This is a genomic window from Streptococcus sp. SCPM-O-B-15304 (M98), from assembly GCF_058200215.1.
In genome coordinates this window covers 213789-231665 of record NZ_JBYQGQ010000002.1, presented here as the reverse complement: position 1 = coordinate 231665, position 17877 = coordinate 213789, and the positions used below count along the sequence as shown (strand labels likewise).

At 39.0% G+C, this 17877-nt stretch carries 9 protein-coding genes, 1 tRNA gene and 1 pseudogene; 1 reads left to right on the top strand and 10 read right to left on the bottom strand.

What is annotated here, in order from left to right; genetic code table 11:
- Positions 1-113: 113 nt before the first annotated feature.
- The 6 genes and pseudogenes from AC3E7H_RS02260 to AC3E7H_RS02235 all read right to left on the bottom strand — a co-directional run bounded on the left by AC3E7H_RS02260 (position 114) and on the right by AC3E7H_RS02235 (position 14508).
- Positions 114-7145, bottom strand: a complete 7032-nt coding sequence (locus AC3E7H_RS02260) for a SpGH101 family endo-alpha-N-acetylgalactosaminidase (protein WP_490676026.1) — start codon at positions 7143-7145, stop codon at positions 114-116.
- 330 nt (positions 7146-7475) lie between these two features.
- Positions 7476-9806, bottom strand: coding sequence for a DNA translocase FtsK (locus AC3E7H_RS02255; RefSeq protein ID WP_490676025.1), 2331 nt, complete (start codon positions 9804-9806; stop codon positions 7476-7478).
- A 131-nt stretch (positions 9807-9937) separates the two neighbouring features.
- The gene (locus AC3E7H_RS02250) at positions 9938-10726 is read right to left on the bottom strand and encodes a HEAT repeat domain-containing protein (protein ID WP_490676024.1); all 789 of its coding nucleotides are present in this window, start codon (positions 10724-10726) and stop codon (positions 9938-9940) included.
- A gap of 173 nt (positions 10727-10899) precedes the next feature.
- Positions 10900-12863: pseudogene (locus AC3E7H_RS02245) on the bottom strand (PTS fructose transporter subunit IIABC).
- The gene (pfkB, locus tag AC3E7H_RS02240) at positions 12860-13771 is read right to left on the bottom strand and encodes a 1-phosphofructokinase (RefSeq protein ID WP_414260472.1); all 912 of its coding nucleotides are present in this window, start codon (positions 13769-13771) and stop codon (positions 12860-12862) included. The pseudogene AC3E7H_RS02245 and the gene pfkB overlap by 4 nt, the downstream one beginning before the upstream one ends.
- A complete protein-coding gene (locus AC3E7H_RS02235; RefSeq protein WP_075228252.1) occupies positions 13768-14508 on the bottom strand; it encodes a DeoR/GlpR family DNA-binding transcription regulator in 741 nt (246 codons plus the stop codon). The genes pfkB and AC3E7H_RS02235 overlap by 4 nt, the downstream gene beginning before the upstream one ends.
- A 161-nt stretch (positions 14509-14669) precedes the next feature.
- Here AC3E7H_RS02235 and AC3E7H_RS02230 point away from each other — a divergent pair.
- A tRNA-Ser gene (locus AC3E7H_RS02230) sits at positions 14670-14757 on the top strand.
- 261 nt (positions 14758-15018) lie between these two features.
- Here AC3E7H_RS02230 and AC3E7H_RS02225 read toward each other — a convergent pair.
- From AC3E7H_RS02225 to AC3E7H_RS02210, 4 genes are all read right to left on the bottom strand, one after another.
- On the bottom strand, positions 15019-15336 hold the full coding sequence (locus AC3E7H_RS02225; protein WP_239682035.1) for a hypothetical protein: 318 nt from the start codon (positions 15334-15336) through the stop codon (positions 15019-15021).
- 907 nt (positions 15337-16243) lie between these two features.
- A complete protein-coding gene (locus AC3E7H_RS02220) occupies positions 16244-16636 on the bottom strand; it encodes a hypothetical protein (RefSeq protein WP_490676023.1) in 393 nt (130 codons plus the stop codon).
- 15 nt (positions 16637-16651) lie between these two features.
- Positions 16652-16879 carry a Blp family class II bacteriocin gene (locus AC3E7H_RS02215; protein WP_414267296.1) on the bottom strand — a complete coding sequence of 76 codons (228 nt, stop codon included), beginning with the start codon at positions 16877-16879 and terminating at the stop codon, positions 16652-16654.
- A 190-nt stretch (positions 16880-17069) separates the two neighbouring features.
- The gene (locus tag AC3E7H_RS02210) at positions 17070-17366 is read right to left on the bottom strand and encodes a bacteriocin immunity family protein (protein WP_414267297.1); all 297 of its coding nucleotides are present in this window, start codon (positions 17364-17366) and stop codon (positions 17070-17072) included.
- Positions 17367-17877 lie beyond the last annotated feature (511 nt).

The window sequence follows — 17877 nt, the reverse complement described above, 5'->3', positions numbered from 1 at the left end:
TCATTCCCCTTTAGAAAAAGAGAGGACCTAGAGGGTCCTCTCTGGGTTTTCTTTTTCTCCACTACAGTGATTGTGGAGTTTTAAGCTCTCTTTTATTGAAAACTTTTTATTTTTTAATCTTCTTTTCTCTTTGCAAGAAATAGAGCAGACATTGCTAGACTGAGGCTGGCAAGGAAGAAGAGATGATCTGACTTGCTAGTACCAGTTTCTGGAAGTTTATCCTTCGCTTCTTGTTTAGCTGCTACTTCCTTCATTTCTGGTTTAGCAGTATCATCTGATTTCTGATCGAGTTTTTGTACTGCTGCATCCTGTGGTTTATGATCCAGTTTCTCTGTTGATGGAGTCTGTACTTGACTTCCAGGTTCCTCAGTTAATGGAGTTTGTGGTTTATGACCTGGTTCTCCTACTGATGGCGTTTGTGGTTTAGAAACTTGTTTATAAACTACTGCAAAATGTCCTAGCTGACTAGTTGTAAACTCAACTGTACCTTGACCATTTGTAAAGCTTACTGCCTCACCTGATGCAGTGTAGTATACTCCAGCTACTTCACTAGAAACTGGAAGTCGAACAAGCACTACACCCTTCGCTTGAACCTCATGCTTATCTTTATCAACTAAATGAAGAGCATAAGCATCAAATTTCACACCTTGTAGACTTTGGTCTGTTACTTTTTGAACTTTAAGATTAAGATCTGTAGCCAAATCTCTTGCTAGTCCTGCAACTACAACTCCTGTAGTCTTATCTGACAAGACACGAACACCTTCAGTTGGTTTTTCTACAGTAGGTGCGGCTTGATCACCTGCTGTTCCAATCGCACCTGTATACTCTGGTACTTCATGGACAGCGGCTTCAGCTCCATTTACACCTCCAGTAAATTCTGGTACTTCGTGGATAGCTACTTCATTTCCTGCGGTTCCCTCAACTTCATTGTATTCTGGAACTTCATGAACAGCGGCTTCAGCTGCATTCACACCTCCAGTAAACTCTGGTACTTCATGGATTGCGGCTTCAACACCATTTACACCACCTGTGAATTCTGGAAGGTCAACAACTGGCGCAGCTTCGTCACCCTTGCTTGAAGTTGGAGCTTCAGGTTTAGGTTCTGGAGTTGGTTCTGGATCTGGAGTTGGAGTAGGTGTTTGGTCTTTCAATTGGTCGAGATAATTTGCAAAGAATTCAAGCATTCTATTTGTTAAGAGATGATTATCTGTTGCAAATTTCATGCTGGCAACAACACTTGCTACTTCCTCTTGATTACTTTTATCAGTCAATTTTTGAGCTTTTGCCAAGGCTGCTTCATAGGCTGTAGTGTCAAGACCAGTTTCAGCAACCTGTGGACGAGCGAAGATCAATTCTGCAGCTGATTGATATTGGTTTTCTGTATCACCGTAGGTTCTTGTTCCAGTTAGAACAATCTTTTTAGCCTTGATAGTCTTACCAAAGTCAATATCTTTTGGTTTATTATTGTTAGCCCAATTGGTTGCATTGAAGGTATGTTCCTTACCTGTTTCATCAGTAACCACAAGAGTGACATCTCTCAAGTTACCATTTGATCCTGAACCACGTGGAACGTAACGGAAGCCAGTAATTTCAGTTGGTTCCTTCAAGACCATAGTTGCAGGTTTACCAACATCTCCTCCGCTCCATGATGTATGCCATAGGCTAGAAACGTTGCCATCAAAGGCATTTTCAAGACCTTCACCAGCCTGAGCAGGAGCTGTAAGACTTGCAAAGTCATCTGCTACAAGAGCTGTTTTCTTCATCACTAAAGCGTCTTTAAGAGCATTGACCTTAGCAATTTCAGACTTAGCTTCTTCTACACTGATATCATCATCTGCTTGACTGAGGTTGAAGACAGCTTCTTTCAAAGCATCCATTGTTTCTTTAGTGTAGTTAGTCATCGCAACAGTTGGAAGATAGTTCTTGACAGCATTTTCTGTCATCATCTTACCAGTCAAGACAATTTCTTCGATTTGAAGTCTGTCCATGATGAAGTCATTGTAGCCACGGAAGTTAGCATTACCACCTGAGTCTCCGCGAGTGTTGCTTGCATTGCCTGTAGAGTAGATACCTACCCATGTATCGCCAGTTTCCGCACCTGTTACTAGGAAGGTTGCACGTTTCGCTTTCTTAGAATCTGTCCAAGTATTTGGCAATTCATGCATTTCCAAATTACTTGCTTGTCCAGATTGGAATTCTCCCTTACCGACTACAAAGGCGTAAGTATTGTCAGATCCAGCTTCATAGTCAAATGTAATACGGTAGGTCTTGCCTGCTTCAAAGCGGAAGTTTTGTGGAATTGTTTGGTAAACCAAGTTACGACGACTTACAAGTCCATTTGTCTTGAGTGACCAATTTCCTTCGATAACGTCATCAACTTTCTTGCCATTCCAATCACGTTGTGTGTATGGTCCATGTTTTTCAGACAAGTGAGTACGGTTGTCTTCAACGCCTTCGATACCACCGATGACAAATGGGAAGATACCTTGTCCGACATTTTCAAAGTCTTGTTTGAAGACGCCTGTTGCAGTATCGTGACCGTCACCGTACATATTTGATTCATTTTCAAAGGTACGAATTTCATCGAAGTAAGTTGCTTCATCGCCTGCTTCACGACTCAAGGTCAAGGTTACATTTGATACATCTGAACCTGTTGTGAAGAAAGCATACATGTTTTGGAAATAACTTGTGTTATCAACTGTTGCATTGCTTCGACGAGTATTGTGAGCATAGGCTTTTACATAGTTGAGGGCGAGTGACTTGTTGGTGTAGTTGGTTACTTCTTTTTCACCAGTATTAACGGTAATACTTGCTTTAGCATTACTACGGTTGTCTACACCGACATAGACTGCATATTTAGTATTTGGCTTCAAGCCAGTCAATTTTTGAGTGAGACTAACTTTTTCTTTGTTGCCTTGGATGCGGAGCATTTGGTTTGCACCTTGAGACTTCACGATTTCAGCCTTAGAAGCATCTCCCGAAATCTTCCAATGATCCAAAGATTCACTGTTAAATCCTTGGTCATAGATATGCATTCCTTCACTCCATGACATTTCAGGATTTGTTTGTTTAGAACGATAGAGAACATATGGCTGATTTGCAGTGAGGTCAAGGGTAATCTTACCATCTTTCACGGCAACTTCTTTTTCCTCAGTTTTACCTTGGTCAGTTAGCTTATAAAGGTAAACCTTACCATTTGCCCAGTCGCTAGGAAGTGTCCAAGTTGTTGCACCTGCTTCAGTATTGAAGTAGTACATTTTTTCCTTGTCACTTTCAAGCTTATTACCATTTGCATCCCAGTTCCAAGGTGTCAAGTAGGCTGAACCATCTTGAATCACACGATCGTTAAGCGTAACAATTCGTTCACGATATTGTGGACTGTTGACATCATTAGATTTACGAGTTACAACAACCTTGTTATTTGCAGCATCGACCAACTCGACTTTCATTTCTGGAGTCCATTTATAGGTACTACCATTGTCAGTCATGGTTACTGGTTTGCCATCTTCCCATTTGCTTACTGTGAAGTGTTGGAAGTACTTAGTCATAACGTCATGAGCAAACAAGTTTGTTACATAACCGTTATAGTCACTTCGTCCTTGCCATCCTTCAAAGTCCTTCATGCTATAACCGCCTAGAAGTGGGTAGTCAGCTGCACCACCATAACTTCTGTAGTCACCAACCCAAGAATCTTTTTGGTGGTTACGGATAAAGCGAGTGATGGCACTGTTAATACCTTTATTTGTATAGCCACCGTAGGTCAAGTCAGCTGCCCAGTGTTGGAAGGTAGAATCATATTCACCACCATGGCCCCACTCAATAGCAAAGCGCCAACCTTGTTTGTTAATTTCTTTCGCAATAACGTGAGTTGCCCAGGCACCGTTGTCACCTGATTGACCGTTACCCCATACGTCGACGTAGATGAAGTCTAGACCTTCACCCAACTCTTTCTTCAACTCTTCCCAACGAGCTAGACGCCCATGAGCGAGGTCATAACCAGCATCAATGTTGATACCTTGGTCAAGCCAGTTCCAACCGTAGCTATAGCTACCATCTGCATTTTTACGAAGAATATCTTCATTAAAGTATTTAGACTCTGGATAAGTTTCTGAAGCGTTGACGTGGATACCGAGGTGGGCACCATATTTCTTAGCTTTCTCAATAAGAGTCTTAAAGTCTTCAACACCACCGATACGTTTACCGATGTCCGCATAGTTCAAGTGTCCAGAGTCATGTCCTTCACTTCCGTATCCCTTAAGCAGTACACCTTGGCCAAGACCATCGGTATGGAGGTTGATCTTCTTGATACCATCCAAGGTCATGAGGAATGGGTTTTGCGCTTGTGAACCAAAGTTCATAGCGATACGGTAAGCAGTAATGTCTTTAACTTTTTCCCAACCTTGAGGGTTGTTCATGATGCTACGGTAAGCAATCGCACCATCTTGCCAGTCAACCTTATGGTCAGCATTGGCATCTTCAGTGATGACAACTTTTGCACTTGGAAGTTCTTGAGTGTATGCTGGGAAGACAACTCCATTGTGCGCTTTTTCCCATTGCCATTCAGAGCTATGAATTTCCACGTAGTTAGCATTGCCAATCGTATTCTTATAAGCTGTCAAACGTGTCCAGTCGTAAGAACCACCACCGTAGCTATTTTGTGAGTTACTCCATACACCTGCTGCAAGTTTGTCTGTTGAAACAAATCCGTACATGTAGCCTTTGGCTAATTCTTTCATTGGATTTGTTACTTCGATATGGTCATCACCACTGACGTGAGTATTGTTTGACATGGTTGCCCCATCAAACTTAGCTCCCGCTTGGTCGCTTGAAACAGATACCAAGGCATTTCCTAGGAAGCTGATTGAAGAAAGTAATTTACGTTCGTCATCAATCTTTTGTCCTGGTGTAACTTGGTTATGGTTGACAATCTTAGTCACATCAAAGTGAAGTTGGTTGTCCACCACTTGCAAACGAACTGTCATATCTGCATTGATGAGGTTTTCCTCATCACGGAGTTTCATTTCATACTCGGCAGTCGTTGCATTGACCTTCTTATAGGTAACTTCAGGAGTCACAGCGTGTTTATTAATCACAACTTGATTAATCGGTTGCACTTGACCTGGAAGCTTGTTGCCATTGAGGACGTACTCTTTAATACGTGGGAAGGCTTGGTCGATGACTGCTTTCAATACTGTAGATTCGATAGTGTCGTATTTGACATTGCTATCATCTACTGTGTCGCCCTTTTCTTTTTCAGCGGCTTCTTGATCGTTTTTCACACCTTCTTGATCATCAGTTTTGACATTGACAATGGTACGTTCGCTGCTGTTATAGGTTCCAGCTTTAAGAACGATTTTCTTCTCATCTTTGAGTTTGTCATTAACTGCAGATGGCAAGGTAACTGTGTCAAAGAGTTTGACATCGTTGTTAGTTGCATTGAGCTGTCCATCTGATTTAAGGCTGATGGTCAAGTGGTTCTCAGAACCATTTACTGGAGCTGCAACACGTCCACCTTGGTACCAAAGTCCACTTCCATTTGACTTGTATTCCCAGAACCATCCACCTTGGTCGTAACCTACAAAAACATTGTTATCAGTGTCTTTGAATTTCATGAAGACACCGAAGCGAGATTTACCTGTTTCAGATTCTTCTTTAAAGGTCAAATCAACAGTGGCATTTCCATTAGCATCGACTGTCAAACCATCTTTTTCAAACAAGGCTGGTTTCTTACCATTGTCATTTTGAGCAGTTGAAGCTAGTTGGTTGTAACGAACTCCATTTTCTTCACGGATTGTTACTGTTCCCTGTTGGTCTTTATTTTCAACTGTTTTCCATTCTGGAGTAACTTCTTTTGATTCAGTCGGTTTATTCTCAGCTGGTTTATTCTCAGCTGGCTTGTTTTCAGCAGGTTTATTTTCTGCTGGCTTGTTCTCAGCCGGCTTGTTTTCAGCAGGTTTATTTTCTGCTGGTGTTTCTGCTTTTGGCTTATCTTCCTTAGGTTTATCCTCTTTTGGTTTTTCTTCCTTGTCCTCAACTTGTTTATCGAGAGCATCTAGACCAGCTGGTTTCGTTGTTTCAATACCCTTGATGTAGTTTTGAATCCACTCTAGCTGAGCAGGTGAGAAGAGAATACCTCCACTACGTTTACCAGATACACCATTTTGGTGAATACCAATCAATTTCCCATTTTCATCGAAAATACCGCCACCACTAGCACCTGGTTCACTTCCTTGATAGCTAATGCCACGAACACCTTCTCCGTGATTATTAATATCCTCAACAGTTGTATTCAAAATTGGATCAAGTTCTCCTTTTGGATATCCAAATACGTGAACCTTATCTCCTACCTTAGTTGTTGCAGGCTTGTCAGTCACTTCAACTGGTGCATTTGCAAGAGGTGTACGAAGCTTAACGATTGCCAAGTCATTTTTATATCCTTTGAGGAATCCTTCACGGTCCCAGTGTTTTACATCATTTTTACTGAATTTGACGTCTGGAGCGCCTTGGTAAGAAATTGTATAAACATCGTCATCACTTTCAACATTATCAGCTACCTTACGATTATTGCCATCTGGAACATCTTTGATAAAGTTATGAGAAACAGACAAAACGAGATTTTCCCCGATAACAATACCACTACCGAGCCCAGCAGAGCTTTTAATTTCGACAGTTGCACCGTAGTTTAATACCCCATTTTTTGTTTTAGCTACTTCTTCTGGAACTAAGCTTTTATCTTCTTTTTCTAGTTCTTCTTTTGAGGCAGTGCGGCCATTTTCTTCAGCCTTATCAAGTTTTCCACGTAGTTCTTCAGGAAGAGTATCTGAAGCTGCTGAGCTTGTTGCAGTTGCAGTTTCTTTTTCTTTTGCCAGCAATTCTTCTTCAGTCTTTGGTCCTTCAGTTACTTCAGGAGAACCCTGATCTTCACCAGGTTTTGGTGCTTCAAAGTCATGCCCATCATCCTCTTTAGCATTGGCAAGAGCTGCCGCCAAATCAGTTGGCATATCTGCTGTCGAACCTGTTTGTGCAGAATCTGCGAGGACAGTGCTAGTTCCAAAGAAAGCTGCACCAATCATAACAGAAGCAACCCCTAGTGAAAATTTCCGAATACTGTATTTGCAACGTTTTTCAAATAATCCTTTATCCATCTGTTTTTTGGTTCCTTTCAGTTTGTCAAGTAAGCGTTTGCATTTTATTTTAAAAAAATATCCTCCTCAATTTTTAAACACTACTAGATAAACATATAATTTTTTCTATACCAATTCAATATATCAAAAACAGCTTAAAAAATCAATACTTTAATAGGTAAAACTAGTAAAAGTAAAATCCAATTAGTTGGCAAGTCTGAAACGATTTTCAGATGACTTTATTTCTAAAGAAATCGCTATAAAAAAGGAAACTTCATCGAAAAAGTTAGACCATTTTTGACTAACTTTTCAATAAAGTTTCCATGCATTTTTATACTATTTTTACGTTTTTTATTGTTGTAAGACTTTTCGAGGTTTTGTTCCTTCTGCAGGTCCGATAACTCCAGCCATCTCTAATTCTTCCATCAAGCGAGTTGCTCGGTTAAAACCAACTGATAATCTACGTTGAATCATGGATGCGCTCGCTTTTTGAGTTTCAATGACCAGAGCCTTAGCTTCTTCAAATAGCGGATCTCCACTTTCATCTCCTGAGCCAGACTCACCTTCTGTCTCAGAAACCTCTCCAGGATCAAAGCTTTCATCATAGTCAGCATCCGCCTGAGCCTTGATAAAGCTAACAATACGCTCAACATCATCATCCGAGATAAAGGAGCCTTGCAGTCGGACAGGGTGGTTTTCATCGATTGGTTTAAAGAGCATATCTCCTCGACCCAGGAGTTTCTCAGCACCATTTTCATCTAAGATAGTTCGAGAATCCGTTCCAGAAGATACAGCAAAAGCTACACGAGACGGCACATTGGCCTTAATCAGACCAGAAATAACATCCACTGAAGGACGTTGGGTTGCAAGAATCATGTGAATACCAGCTGCACGCGCCTTTTGTCCGAGTCGGATAATGGCATCTTCTACTTCTTTGCTGGCCACCATCATAAGGTCAGCTAACTCGTCCACAATCACGACAATTAAAGGAAGAGGTACTTGTTTGTACTCAGATTGAGCGTTGAATTCCTCCACCTTAGCATTGAAACCAGCAATATTACGAACCCCAATTTTAGCAAAGAGTTCATAACGGTTTTCCATCTCATCTACGACTTTTTGAAGGGCCTTGCTGGCCTTACGAGGGTTCGTCACAACTGGAATCAAGAGGTGAGGAATATCATTATAGACTGACAACTCAACCATCTTCGGATCCACCATCATAAACTTGACTTGATCTGGTCGAGCCTTCATGAGAATACTTGCAATAATACCATTGACTGCAACAGATTTACCAGAACCTGTCGATCCAGCCACAAGTAAGTGAGGCATTTTAGCAAGGTCGAAACTACGAGCTGTTCCGTTAACTGCTTTCCCAAGAGGAATTTCTAGCAGATTTTCAGGTTTAGTTTGGGACTGTTCCCATAGTTCTCGGAAAGATACGGTCGCAATTTCAGAGTTAGGCACTTCAATCCCGACCAAGGATTTCCCTGGAATTGGAGCTTCGATACGGACATCTTTCGCAGCCAAAGCCAGAGCCAAGTCATCTGCTAGATTGGAAATGCGATTGACACGAACACCAACTGCTGGCTTGACTTCATACTTGGTAACTGATGGACCAATCTCAGCACGTTCAACCGTTACCTTGATACCGAAACTCGCAAAGGTTTCTTCCAAAATTTTGATATTCTCGCGAACAATTTTCTTTTCCTTGGACTGATCTTTGGGCTTATCAGGTGCAAAGAGTTGCAAGCTTGGAAGTTTGTATTCCAAGGCTTTTTTAGCAGAAAAATCTACCTCAACATCCTCATCATCTAAGAACTCAGCTTCCTCTGGAGTATCAACTTCGCTAGGAACTTCATAGTCTGCTTGAGGGAGAATAATTTCAGGTTCTACCCATTCTTCCTCTGGAAGAGGTGGTAAATCATCAAAGTGAACAGGGGGAGCTTCTAAAATCTCGCCAGTTTCCATATCAACAGGAGGTATGTCCAACAAGGCTTGCTCTGCTTGTTCTTTTTCTAGTCTTTCCTGCTCCTCTATCTCCTTACGCGCTTTTTCTTCTTCCCGTTTGATGAAGCGTTCTTGTTTCTTCAGCTCGCGTCGCTCCATCCAAAGTGCAAAACGTGCTCCAAGAAAATCAGCAACGTCATAGACAGACCAGGGACTGACTAGAAGAACACCGATCAAGATTAAGATGGCTCCGATAAAGTAAGTACCAATATTTGAAAAAAGAAAGGCGACTGGAATATAAAGGGCAACACCTAGAAGCCCTCCTCCAGCAAAGCTAGTCACACGAAAACCTGTCAAATCTGTCAACACTTGGGCCAAAGTACCCTTTAAGACAGACTGCTCTAAGCCATATTTCCATACAAGATAAGCTTCAAAAATCAGCAATAAGCCTGAAAAAATGCAAAGAAAACCTGAGTTCAGACCTTCTTGCTTCCGAATCCATTTGAAGAAAAAAAGATAGACTAGAACGACAAAAATGACCAGATAGGCCAGACTTCCTACTAATAGACGAATGAGATTATAGAGGGTGAGACCCACTGCTCCTAATCTCAGAGCAGCGAACATTAAGCAAAAAGCTATGACTAAGGAAATTAACATCCGTTGGATAGCTTGCTTTCTTTCTAATTCAGCTTTTGACGGTCTCCGTCTTGTTTTACTTGTATTTTTGTTTGCCATGCTTCTATTATACCATATTTCAGAAACATCTAGAGAAATCAAAAAAATGACTGCATCTACTAGACACAATCATCTTTCGTTGATATTTTTGAATTTTCTATTCTATATGATTTTTCAACAACCTTGTCTCACTACTTCTTCAAAAATCTAATTGCTGATTTTCTTGCTTTCTCAATCTTTTCGATTTCCAACTTCTCTACAGCAGATGTAGGGATCCATTTTTTCCCAAACAATACCTGGGCTGCTTCTATCATCAGAGCGCAAGCCTGTATGTCCTTTTCTTCTGTAATTGCTTCACAAAATAAATCCTTCGTTTTTTCCATTAAGATTTCTTTTTTTACTTGATGAAAAGATAATTGCATTAGACTACTGGCAGACCAGGCACGACAAAGTGCATCTTTGTCAGTCAAGAGATGTTGTCCTAAGATTTCTATTTCACCTATTGAACCAATCCAACCTAGGGCAATGATTAGCTTCCTACGATTCGAAGCTTCTGAACTAGGTAAAAGAGAGAGCAGAACAGGAAGTACTTGCTTGCAAGAAAACGCATAAAAATCTCTATGTCTTGCTTTGGAGAGGATTTTCGCTAGGAAATAAACAATCAAAATGCGTTGACTCTCATCTTCCTCTTGATTGAGAGTTTCCAACAGATAGTCTATCCCCTCCTGTCCATGTTGGTCAAAACTCGCTTCAAAATTCAGGTCAGTTTCTTCCTCCCAATCTTTGTAAATGAGCTCAAAATGAAAGGCAATTTCTGGGCTCCTACCTAAATCAGCGATAAAATGAATTCGTTTAGAATCAGGAAAATTCTCCTCCAGCAAGCTGGCATAGGTCTCTTGTAACTCTTCTTTTGTAAGATTTTGGTGAGGGATATTTTCTTTCACTAATTTGTCGATTTCTTCTTTTCTAGAATCACTCATGACACTTTTCTCCTCTAAGGTATTTGTAGAACTTTAGCATTCTATCATTTGGATGAAGAAAAATTCTCTAATATTTACTTCTATTATATCACTTTAAAGATCGGTCTCCCTAACTCCATTATCAAAAAAATGACTGCCCACTTTCGTGTTCAGTCATTTGAATCTATTTGTGATTATTTTTCTAATGGTTTACGAAGGTAACCATAAACTACACCACTAACAAGTGCTCCTACCAAGACAAAGACAAGGTAAAGAAGGGCATTTGTTGTAAGGGCGATAACGAAGATTCCTCCGTGAGGTGCCATCAGTTTGATACCTGCAAGACCAACAAGTCCACCTGCCACTGCTGAACCAAGGATAAAGCTTGGGATAGCACGAGCTGGGTCAGCCGCACCAAATGGAATCGCTCCTTCAGTGATGAATGACAAGCCCATAACGATGTTAGTCAAACCTGAGTTGCGTTCTTCTTTTGTGAATTTATCTTTAAAGAGAAGAGTTGCGACAAAGATTGCAAGTGGTGGAACCATTCCTCCAGCCATAACCGCTGCCATGGCTACTGAACCACCTGTTGACACTGTTGCTGCAAGAGTACCAGTACCAAAGACATAAGCTGCTTTATTGACAGGTCCACCCATATCGACAGCCATCATTCCTCCAAGAACGATACCAAGAAGGACAGCTGAACCGCCTCCAAGACCGCCAAGGAAGTCGTTCATAGCAGTGTTGATTGCTGCCATTGGGATGTTAACAGCTAGCATGACAAATCCTGTCAAGACTGTTCCAAGAAGTGGCAAGAGAAGGATTGATTTAGCACCTTCAAGTGAACGTGGAACCTTCACGTATTTCTTAACCAAGAGCACCAAAGCACCAAAGCACCAGCGATAAATCCACCAACAAGGGATCCTAGGAAACCTGATGATACACCTGCAAGGGCTGAAGTTGCTTCACCACCTTGAGCGTAAGGGATTTTACCAAAGGCAAAACCTTCTTTGGCAATAGCTCCAGCAACGAAACCTGCTACCAAACCTGGTTTTTCAGCGATTGAGTAAGCAACATATCCTGCAAATACTGGAAGCATCAAACCAAAGGCTGCGCCTCCGATTTTCATGAACATAGAAGCGAGTTCATGGTAAGAACCAAGATTTCCAAGGCTATCATTCGGCACACCCATAGCACCATCAATCAAGAAGGCAAGGGCAATCATGATACCACCACCGATAACGAATGGCAACATTTGAGATACACCACTCATCAAGTGTTTGTAGAAGGCACCACCGATACTTTGTTTTTCATTAGATGCTGTTGTAGCTTTTGCTCCATTAGCAGCGTGATAAACTTCAGCATTCCCAGAAAGAGCCAAGTTGATTAACTCTTCTGTCTTGCGGATACCGTCAGCTACTGGACGATTTACCAATGGTTTACCATCGAAACGATCCATATCAACTGCTTTATCTGCAGCGATAATTACAGCTTTAGCCTTGCGGATATCTTCTGCTGTCAATTGGTTACCAACACCGCTGGCACCATTAGTTTCAACCTTGATACCAACACCCATTTCAGCAGCCACTTTTTGAAGAGCTTCTTGAGCCATATAAGTGTGGGCAATTCCTGTTGTACAAGCAGTTACAGCAACGATAAAGTCATCAGAACCATTTGCAGGTGTTTGAACTGGTTCCTCAGCTTTCTCTGAAGCTTGATCAAAGAGTTCAATAACTTGATCAGGTGATGTAACTTGACGAAGTTTGTCAGCAAAGCCGTCTTTCATCAAGTATTGAGATAATTCTGCCAAGGCAGCCAAGTGAGTATCATTGGCACCTTCTGGAGCAGCAATCATAAAGAAAAGGTCAGTTGGTTTTCCATCTAAACTTTCGTAGTCAACTCCCTTGTTTGACTTAGCAAAGAGAACTGTTGCTTCTTTAACTGCAGCGTTCTTGCTGTGAGGCATTGCGATACCATCACCCAAACCTGTAGAAGTCAAAGCTTCACGCGCCAAGATTCCTTCTTTGAAGGTTTCGAAATCTGTCACATATCCGTGCTCTACCAAGCTATGAATCATTTCTTCGATAGCTGCTACTTTTTCAGTTGCTTGCAAATCAAGCAACATCACATCTTTTCTCAGTAAATCCTGAATTTTCATCTTTTTTCTACCTCAACTTTTTCATAAGTTTCTTTAATAAATGCTGCAGTAGCCAAGTCATCAGAGAAGGTAGTTGCTGTTCCACAAGCCACACCCCATTTGAAGGCTTCTACTGCGTCTTTTGATTTTACAAACTCACCAGTAAATCCAGCAACCATTGAGTCACCAGCTCCCACTGAGTTTTTCACTGTTCCCTTGATTGGCTTAGCAAAGTAGGCTCCCTCGGATGTTACCAGAAGGGCACCATCACCAGCCATAGAGATGATAACATTTTGTGCACCTTTAGCCAGCAACTCTCGAGCGTATTTTTCAATCTCATCTAAGCTTTCGAGCTTCACTCCAAAGATAGCTCCAAGTTCATGATTATTTGGTTTGACCAAAAGTGGTTGATAATCCAAACTATCAATCAAAGTCTGACCTTCAAAATCACACACAACTTGTGCGCCCGTCTGACGGGTCAAGGCAATCAAATCCTTATAGATAACATTGCCTAAGTTTTTAGCACTCGATCCCGCAAATACAACTGTATCCTCTGCTGTTAGACTTGAAAGGATAGCTTTCAACTCCTCCAGTTGCTCTGCTTCAACAGTAGGACCAGTCCCATTGATTTCGGTTTCTTGGTCTGCTTTGATTTTAACGTTGATACGCGTATCTTCTTCAACTTGCACAAATCGCGTTTCAATTTGTTCCTCAGCTAAAGTATCTGTGATAAATTTACCTGTAAAGCCTCCGATAAATCCAGTCGCTGTATTTGGAATGTCTAGACGTTTCAAGACGCGACTGACATTAATTCCCTTACCACCAGCAAACTTATCATCACTATCCATACGATTAACACTACCAACTTCTACTTTATCCAAACGGACAATGTAGTCAATAGATGGATTGAGCGTGACTGTATAAATCATACTTCTATTACCTCCGTTTTTTCTTTGATAGCTGGCAAGAGCTCATGACCCTTGCTAGTAATGACTATAGCTCGTTTTAGAGGGGCAACCTTAGCAAAACTAGACTGGCCAATCTTAGATGAATCTGCCAAGACATAGGTTTGTTTGGCATTTTCTAAGATAGCTCGCTTAACCGCTCCTTCTTCCATATCCGGAGTTGTATAATAACCTTCATCTACCCCGTTCATTCCGATAAAGGCACGATCAAAGTGCAGTTGATTAATCTGGTTAAGCGCTACTCCTCCGATACTGGCATCTGTTGTCATTTTAACACCACCACCGATAATCACCGTTGGGATTTGCTTATCCACTAATTGTACTGCATGGTGAATGGAGTTAGTCACAACAGTAATGTCTTTTCGCTCCAATTCCTTAATGAGAAAGGCTGTTGTACTTCCTGCATCCACAAAGATAACATCTTTTTCTTTGATGAGGGAAGCTGCCTTTTGCGCAATCAATTTTTTCTCTTGAAGGTTTTTGACAGATTTCTCTTGAATGGTTTCTTCTTCTTGCAAGGAGTGAGGCAACTCTGCTCCTCCATGAACTCGGCGAAGTTTATTTTCCGATTCCAATTCATCTAAATCTCGTCTAACCGTTGATTCTGACGTGTCTAACAAACCTACTAATTTCTCTAGAGAAACGACTTTATGTTTGCCCAGCTCCTCTAAAATCAATTTTTTTCTCTCGGTTTTTAGCACTTACTCACCTCCTGTTAACGATTACAGTAATTATTCTATCACAAAAAAAATCGAAGTCAAGCATTTTTTGTCACTTTCTTCCATTTTCTATCATTTTGCCAATTGTTTGAATTTTATTTGCAAGATAATTCCCTTTATGATAAACTATTTTAGTAAGTATTGGAAGATTACTCAAGAGGCTTAAGAGGCCGTGTTGGAAACGCGGTAGGCGTGTGAAAGCGTGCGTGGGTTCGAATCCCATGTCTTCCGTTGCTATAGTGTGGTTGCATCTTCATGCAGCTTTTTATAATAGATTTTTTATTTAAGATTAGGATTGAAAAAGATACTTGACTAAAACTCACCACAAGAAAATAATCCAGTAAATCTCTGCATTAAAAAACGCATAGTATCAATGTTTGTGAACACTTGATATTATGCGTTTTTTATGATCATCATCTAACTTTGAAACGTTTAGTAAATAGCTAATTTAAAATCAAGCTGCAATTCATGTCATTATAATACATTCTCTATTTACCAAAATATTTTAATAGGACTATGGATTGTTCTTAATAGTTCCGCAGAATTTGCCAAGTCTGATACTCTACTAAAATCTTTACGAGCTTGTTCAGATAAAACAATTCCCCCTGGAAATAATTCGCGACTAAAGAATTCATAAAAATATCTGAAAGATTGAGCAAATGCAACACCATCTAATTTCATTTCGGATACTATTTTACTAACTAGACTATAAGCTTGGAAATATTGTTGTTGAGGTAAGTTCATTTCTTTAAAGCTAGTTTCAAATTCTACAATTGCATCTAAACATTGATTTCTAAATTGTTGATTCATTTCGATACTCCTTCATTACTATAACATACTGCTATTATCACAGCCATTTCTGATACAACACATTTTACTACAGATTCTATATTCATTTTGAAATTCCGAGAGTTCCAATTCGATTTCGTATATAGATAATCATTCCTACAAATAATATTATCTGAAAACATTCAAATGATAATTACAATCCTATATGGAATGTCTCCTACAATATCATGAATAACACACAAATTACATGACTTAATATAAAATTTAAAAATCTGAATTATTTTTAAAATTTTTATACTCTCTAAAAACACCTCTATAATACATAGTCAGACCTAATATAGCAATAAATTTATGAATAATAGTATTTGATTCTAATAAAATGTTTAGGACTAAAACCGTCATTATAAAACTAATTGCAATTATCAAACGATGCTTCATTTGTACCTCAACTTTCTATTTCGTAGAAAAAATTCAGTTCCTATTCAAAAGCCTATAATAGCTTCACCAAGTTCTATTATACAAATCCCAAAAGATCTTGAAAACGTCCAGAATGATTATAATATGGTTCCCCAAAATATGATCTAGACACAATTACTTAATATCATTCTGCATTACTAGTTTAATTTGATACAGTGAAAATCGAAAAATTATTAGCAATAATAAAAAGCCGTTTCCAAAAAACAAGAAATACATTGCTAAATCACTCTTTAAATAGTATAAAAACCAAATAAGCATCCAAAGTATGCTCATTTTTATAAAGATATTACTTACTATCCATTCAATCTTTAGCAAGAGATGATTAACTATATTCATTATTACAATCTCCATATTTCCATCCTCATCATATCTATAGCTCAATCACTTTACTACTATGTCTCAAAATAATTTATTATTATAAAATGCATATTTAATTTGTTCATACGTAACCTCATTCCTTCTTTAAAATATGTAATTCGATATTATTCGAGCAAATAATGTATCCTACTGTGAATAATACTACAAATATATGAGCATAAAATAATACAGAAAACGACTTATAGCCATTTATAACAACAAAAATAATTGATAATAGTAACAGAAAAAAAGTAGGTGTTGAAATCTTTTTAATAAATTGCTTGTATCGATTAAAGCATAGTTCAGAACTAATGTTTCCTCTCTTCTTATTATGCGTTAATAAGTGAATCAGCAACTCAAAAAACACACTACCTACAGAAAGAACTAAAACTTCGCTTATTGTAACATTTAGAACTATTCCAAGCGCACCTATTATAAAAAAAGACGTAAAAAGAGCTAAAATTAGCCTAAATTTCCCACTTTCCATTAACTAACCCCTTTTCTATAAAGATTTAGCGATAGCCCATATACCTGTGCAATATTGTGCTCCTAAAATACCTCCAGCCCAAGTTCCAGCTCCTGATGCAACCAAACTACCAATCATTGCTCCTGCTAATGTGCAAATTCCTGTCGCCTGAGCAACTTCCCCTGCACTAACTGTTCCTCCCTCAATGCTAGCCAGCATTTCGGTATCCAAAACATCAAATTGAATCGGTGTCTTTGTTTCCATGAGGAATACCTCCATATTAATTTTTATTATTTTTGTCAGATTATAACCTTGATGAATTTAATATAAGTATAGCAAAAGATTAATTTCCTCAAAATCTTTAAATGTAAGTTTTACATTATGAGATAGCTTTTTAATATCCTCGATATTAAAAAGCTATCTTCAAGTTGACATGATAGATAAATTCTCCAACTTACTTTAAATTAGAAAATGTTATAGCGAGCATATTTAAGAAAGCTCCTTTACCTCTCTCTTGATGAGGTATCTTTGCAGTTAAGCTAGCAAATTCTATCACATTTTTCGGCGCCAGATATTGATGAGTCATCAAATAAATAGACAAGTCATTACTTAATCTACCTATAGCTCCAAATTCATCATTTTTTATTGAGGTTTGTCCATTCAAAAATATTTTTTTTAATTGAACATCATGAGAAACTTCATCAGACAATAATAAGTTATCAATAAGATTTAATATCTCTTGTTTTTTCATTATGGAATAATAACTCCTATATAATAGATATTTTTTGTCAGATTGTAACCTTGACAAGTTCAGTATAGCAGAACAAAAGAGATTTTTACCACTAAGTCTTTAAATGTACGATTTTCATCACGAAACGTATTTTTTCATGATTTGTAACCATTCATTTTATTTTAATTATAAACCATGACATAAGAAAACGAGTATCTCCAACTACGGAATACTCGTTTTTTGATAGTTAGAAGTAGGATTTTGCCCAGCCTCTATGTAACATGCTCAAAACTTTTTAAAATACATTAATATCAAAAGAGCTGATAGCCTAATGAAGAGTCAAATGTTGCTAACTCCACTTATCTTCAAATTTAAATAGACACATTATCGGAGTTATTAGTAAGAAAAAATCTAACCAATTTAGATATTTCATAATATAGGATATAATACCAGCCATAACGAAAAGGTACAAAGCTGTACGATATCCTCTCTTTGGATTTTTATCAGACTTAGTATTAAAAATAATGTATAC

Coding starts and splice junctions, on each gene's coding strand:
- AC3E7H_RS02260 (WP_490676026.1), bottom strand. CDS start 7,145: ATGGATAAAGGATTATTTGAAAAACGTTGCAAATACAGTATTCGGAAA.
- AC3E7H_RS02215 (WP_414267296.1), bottom strand. CDS start 16,879: ATGGAAACAAAGACACCGATTCAATTTGATGTTTTGGATACCGAAATG.
- AC3E7H_RS02255 (WP_490676025.1), bottom strand. CDS start 9,806: ATGGCAAACAAAAATACAAGTAAAACAAGACGGAGACCGTCAAAAGCT.
- pfkB (WP_414260472.1), bottom strand. CDS start 13,771: ATGATTTATACAGTCACGCTCAATCCATCTATTGACTACATTGTCCGT.
- AC3E7H_RS02210 (WP_414267297.1), bottom strand. CDS start 17,366: ATGAAAAAACAAGAGATATTAAATCTTATTGATAACTTATTATTGTCT.
- AC3E7H_RS02250 (WP_490676024.1), bottom strand. CDS start 10,726: ATGAGTGATTCTAGAAAAGAAGAAATCGACAAATTAGTGAAAGAAAAT.
- AC3E7H_RS02220 (WP_490676023.1), bottom strand. CDS start 16,636: ATGGAAAGTGGGAAATTTAGGCTAATTTTAGCTCTTTTTACGTCTTTT.
- AC3E7H_RS02225 (WP_239682035.1), bottom strand. CDS start 15,336: ATGAATCAACAATTTAGAAATCAATGTTTAGATGCAATTGTAGAATTT.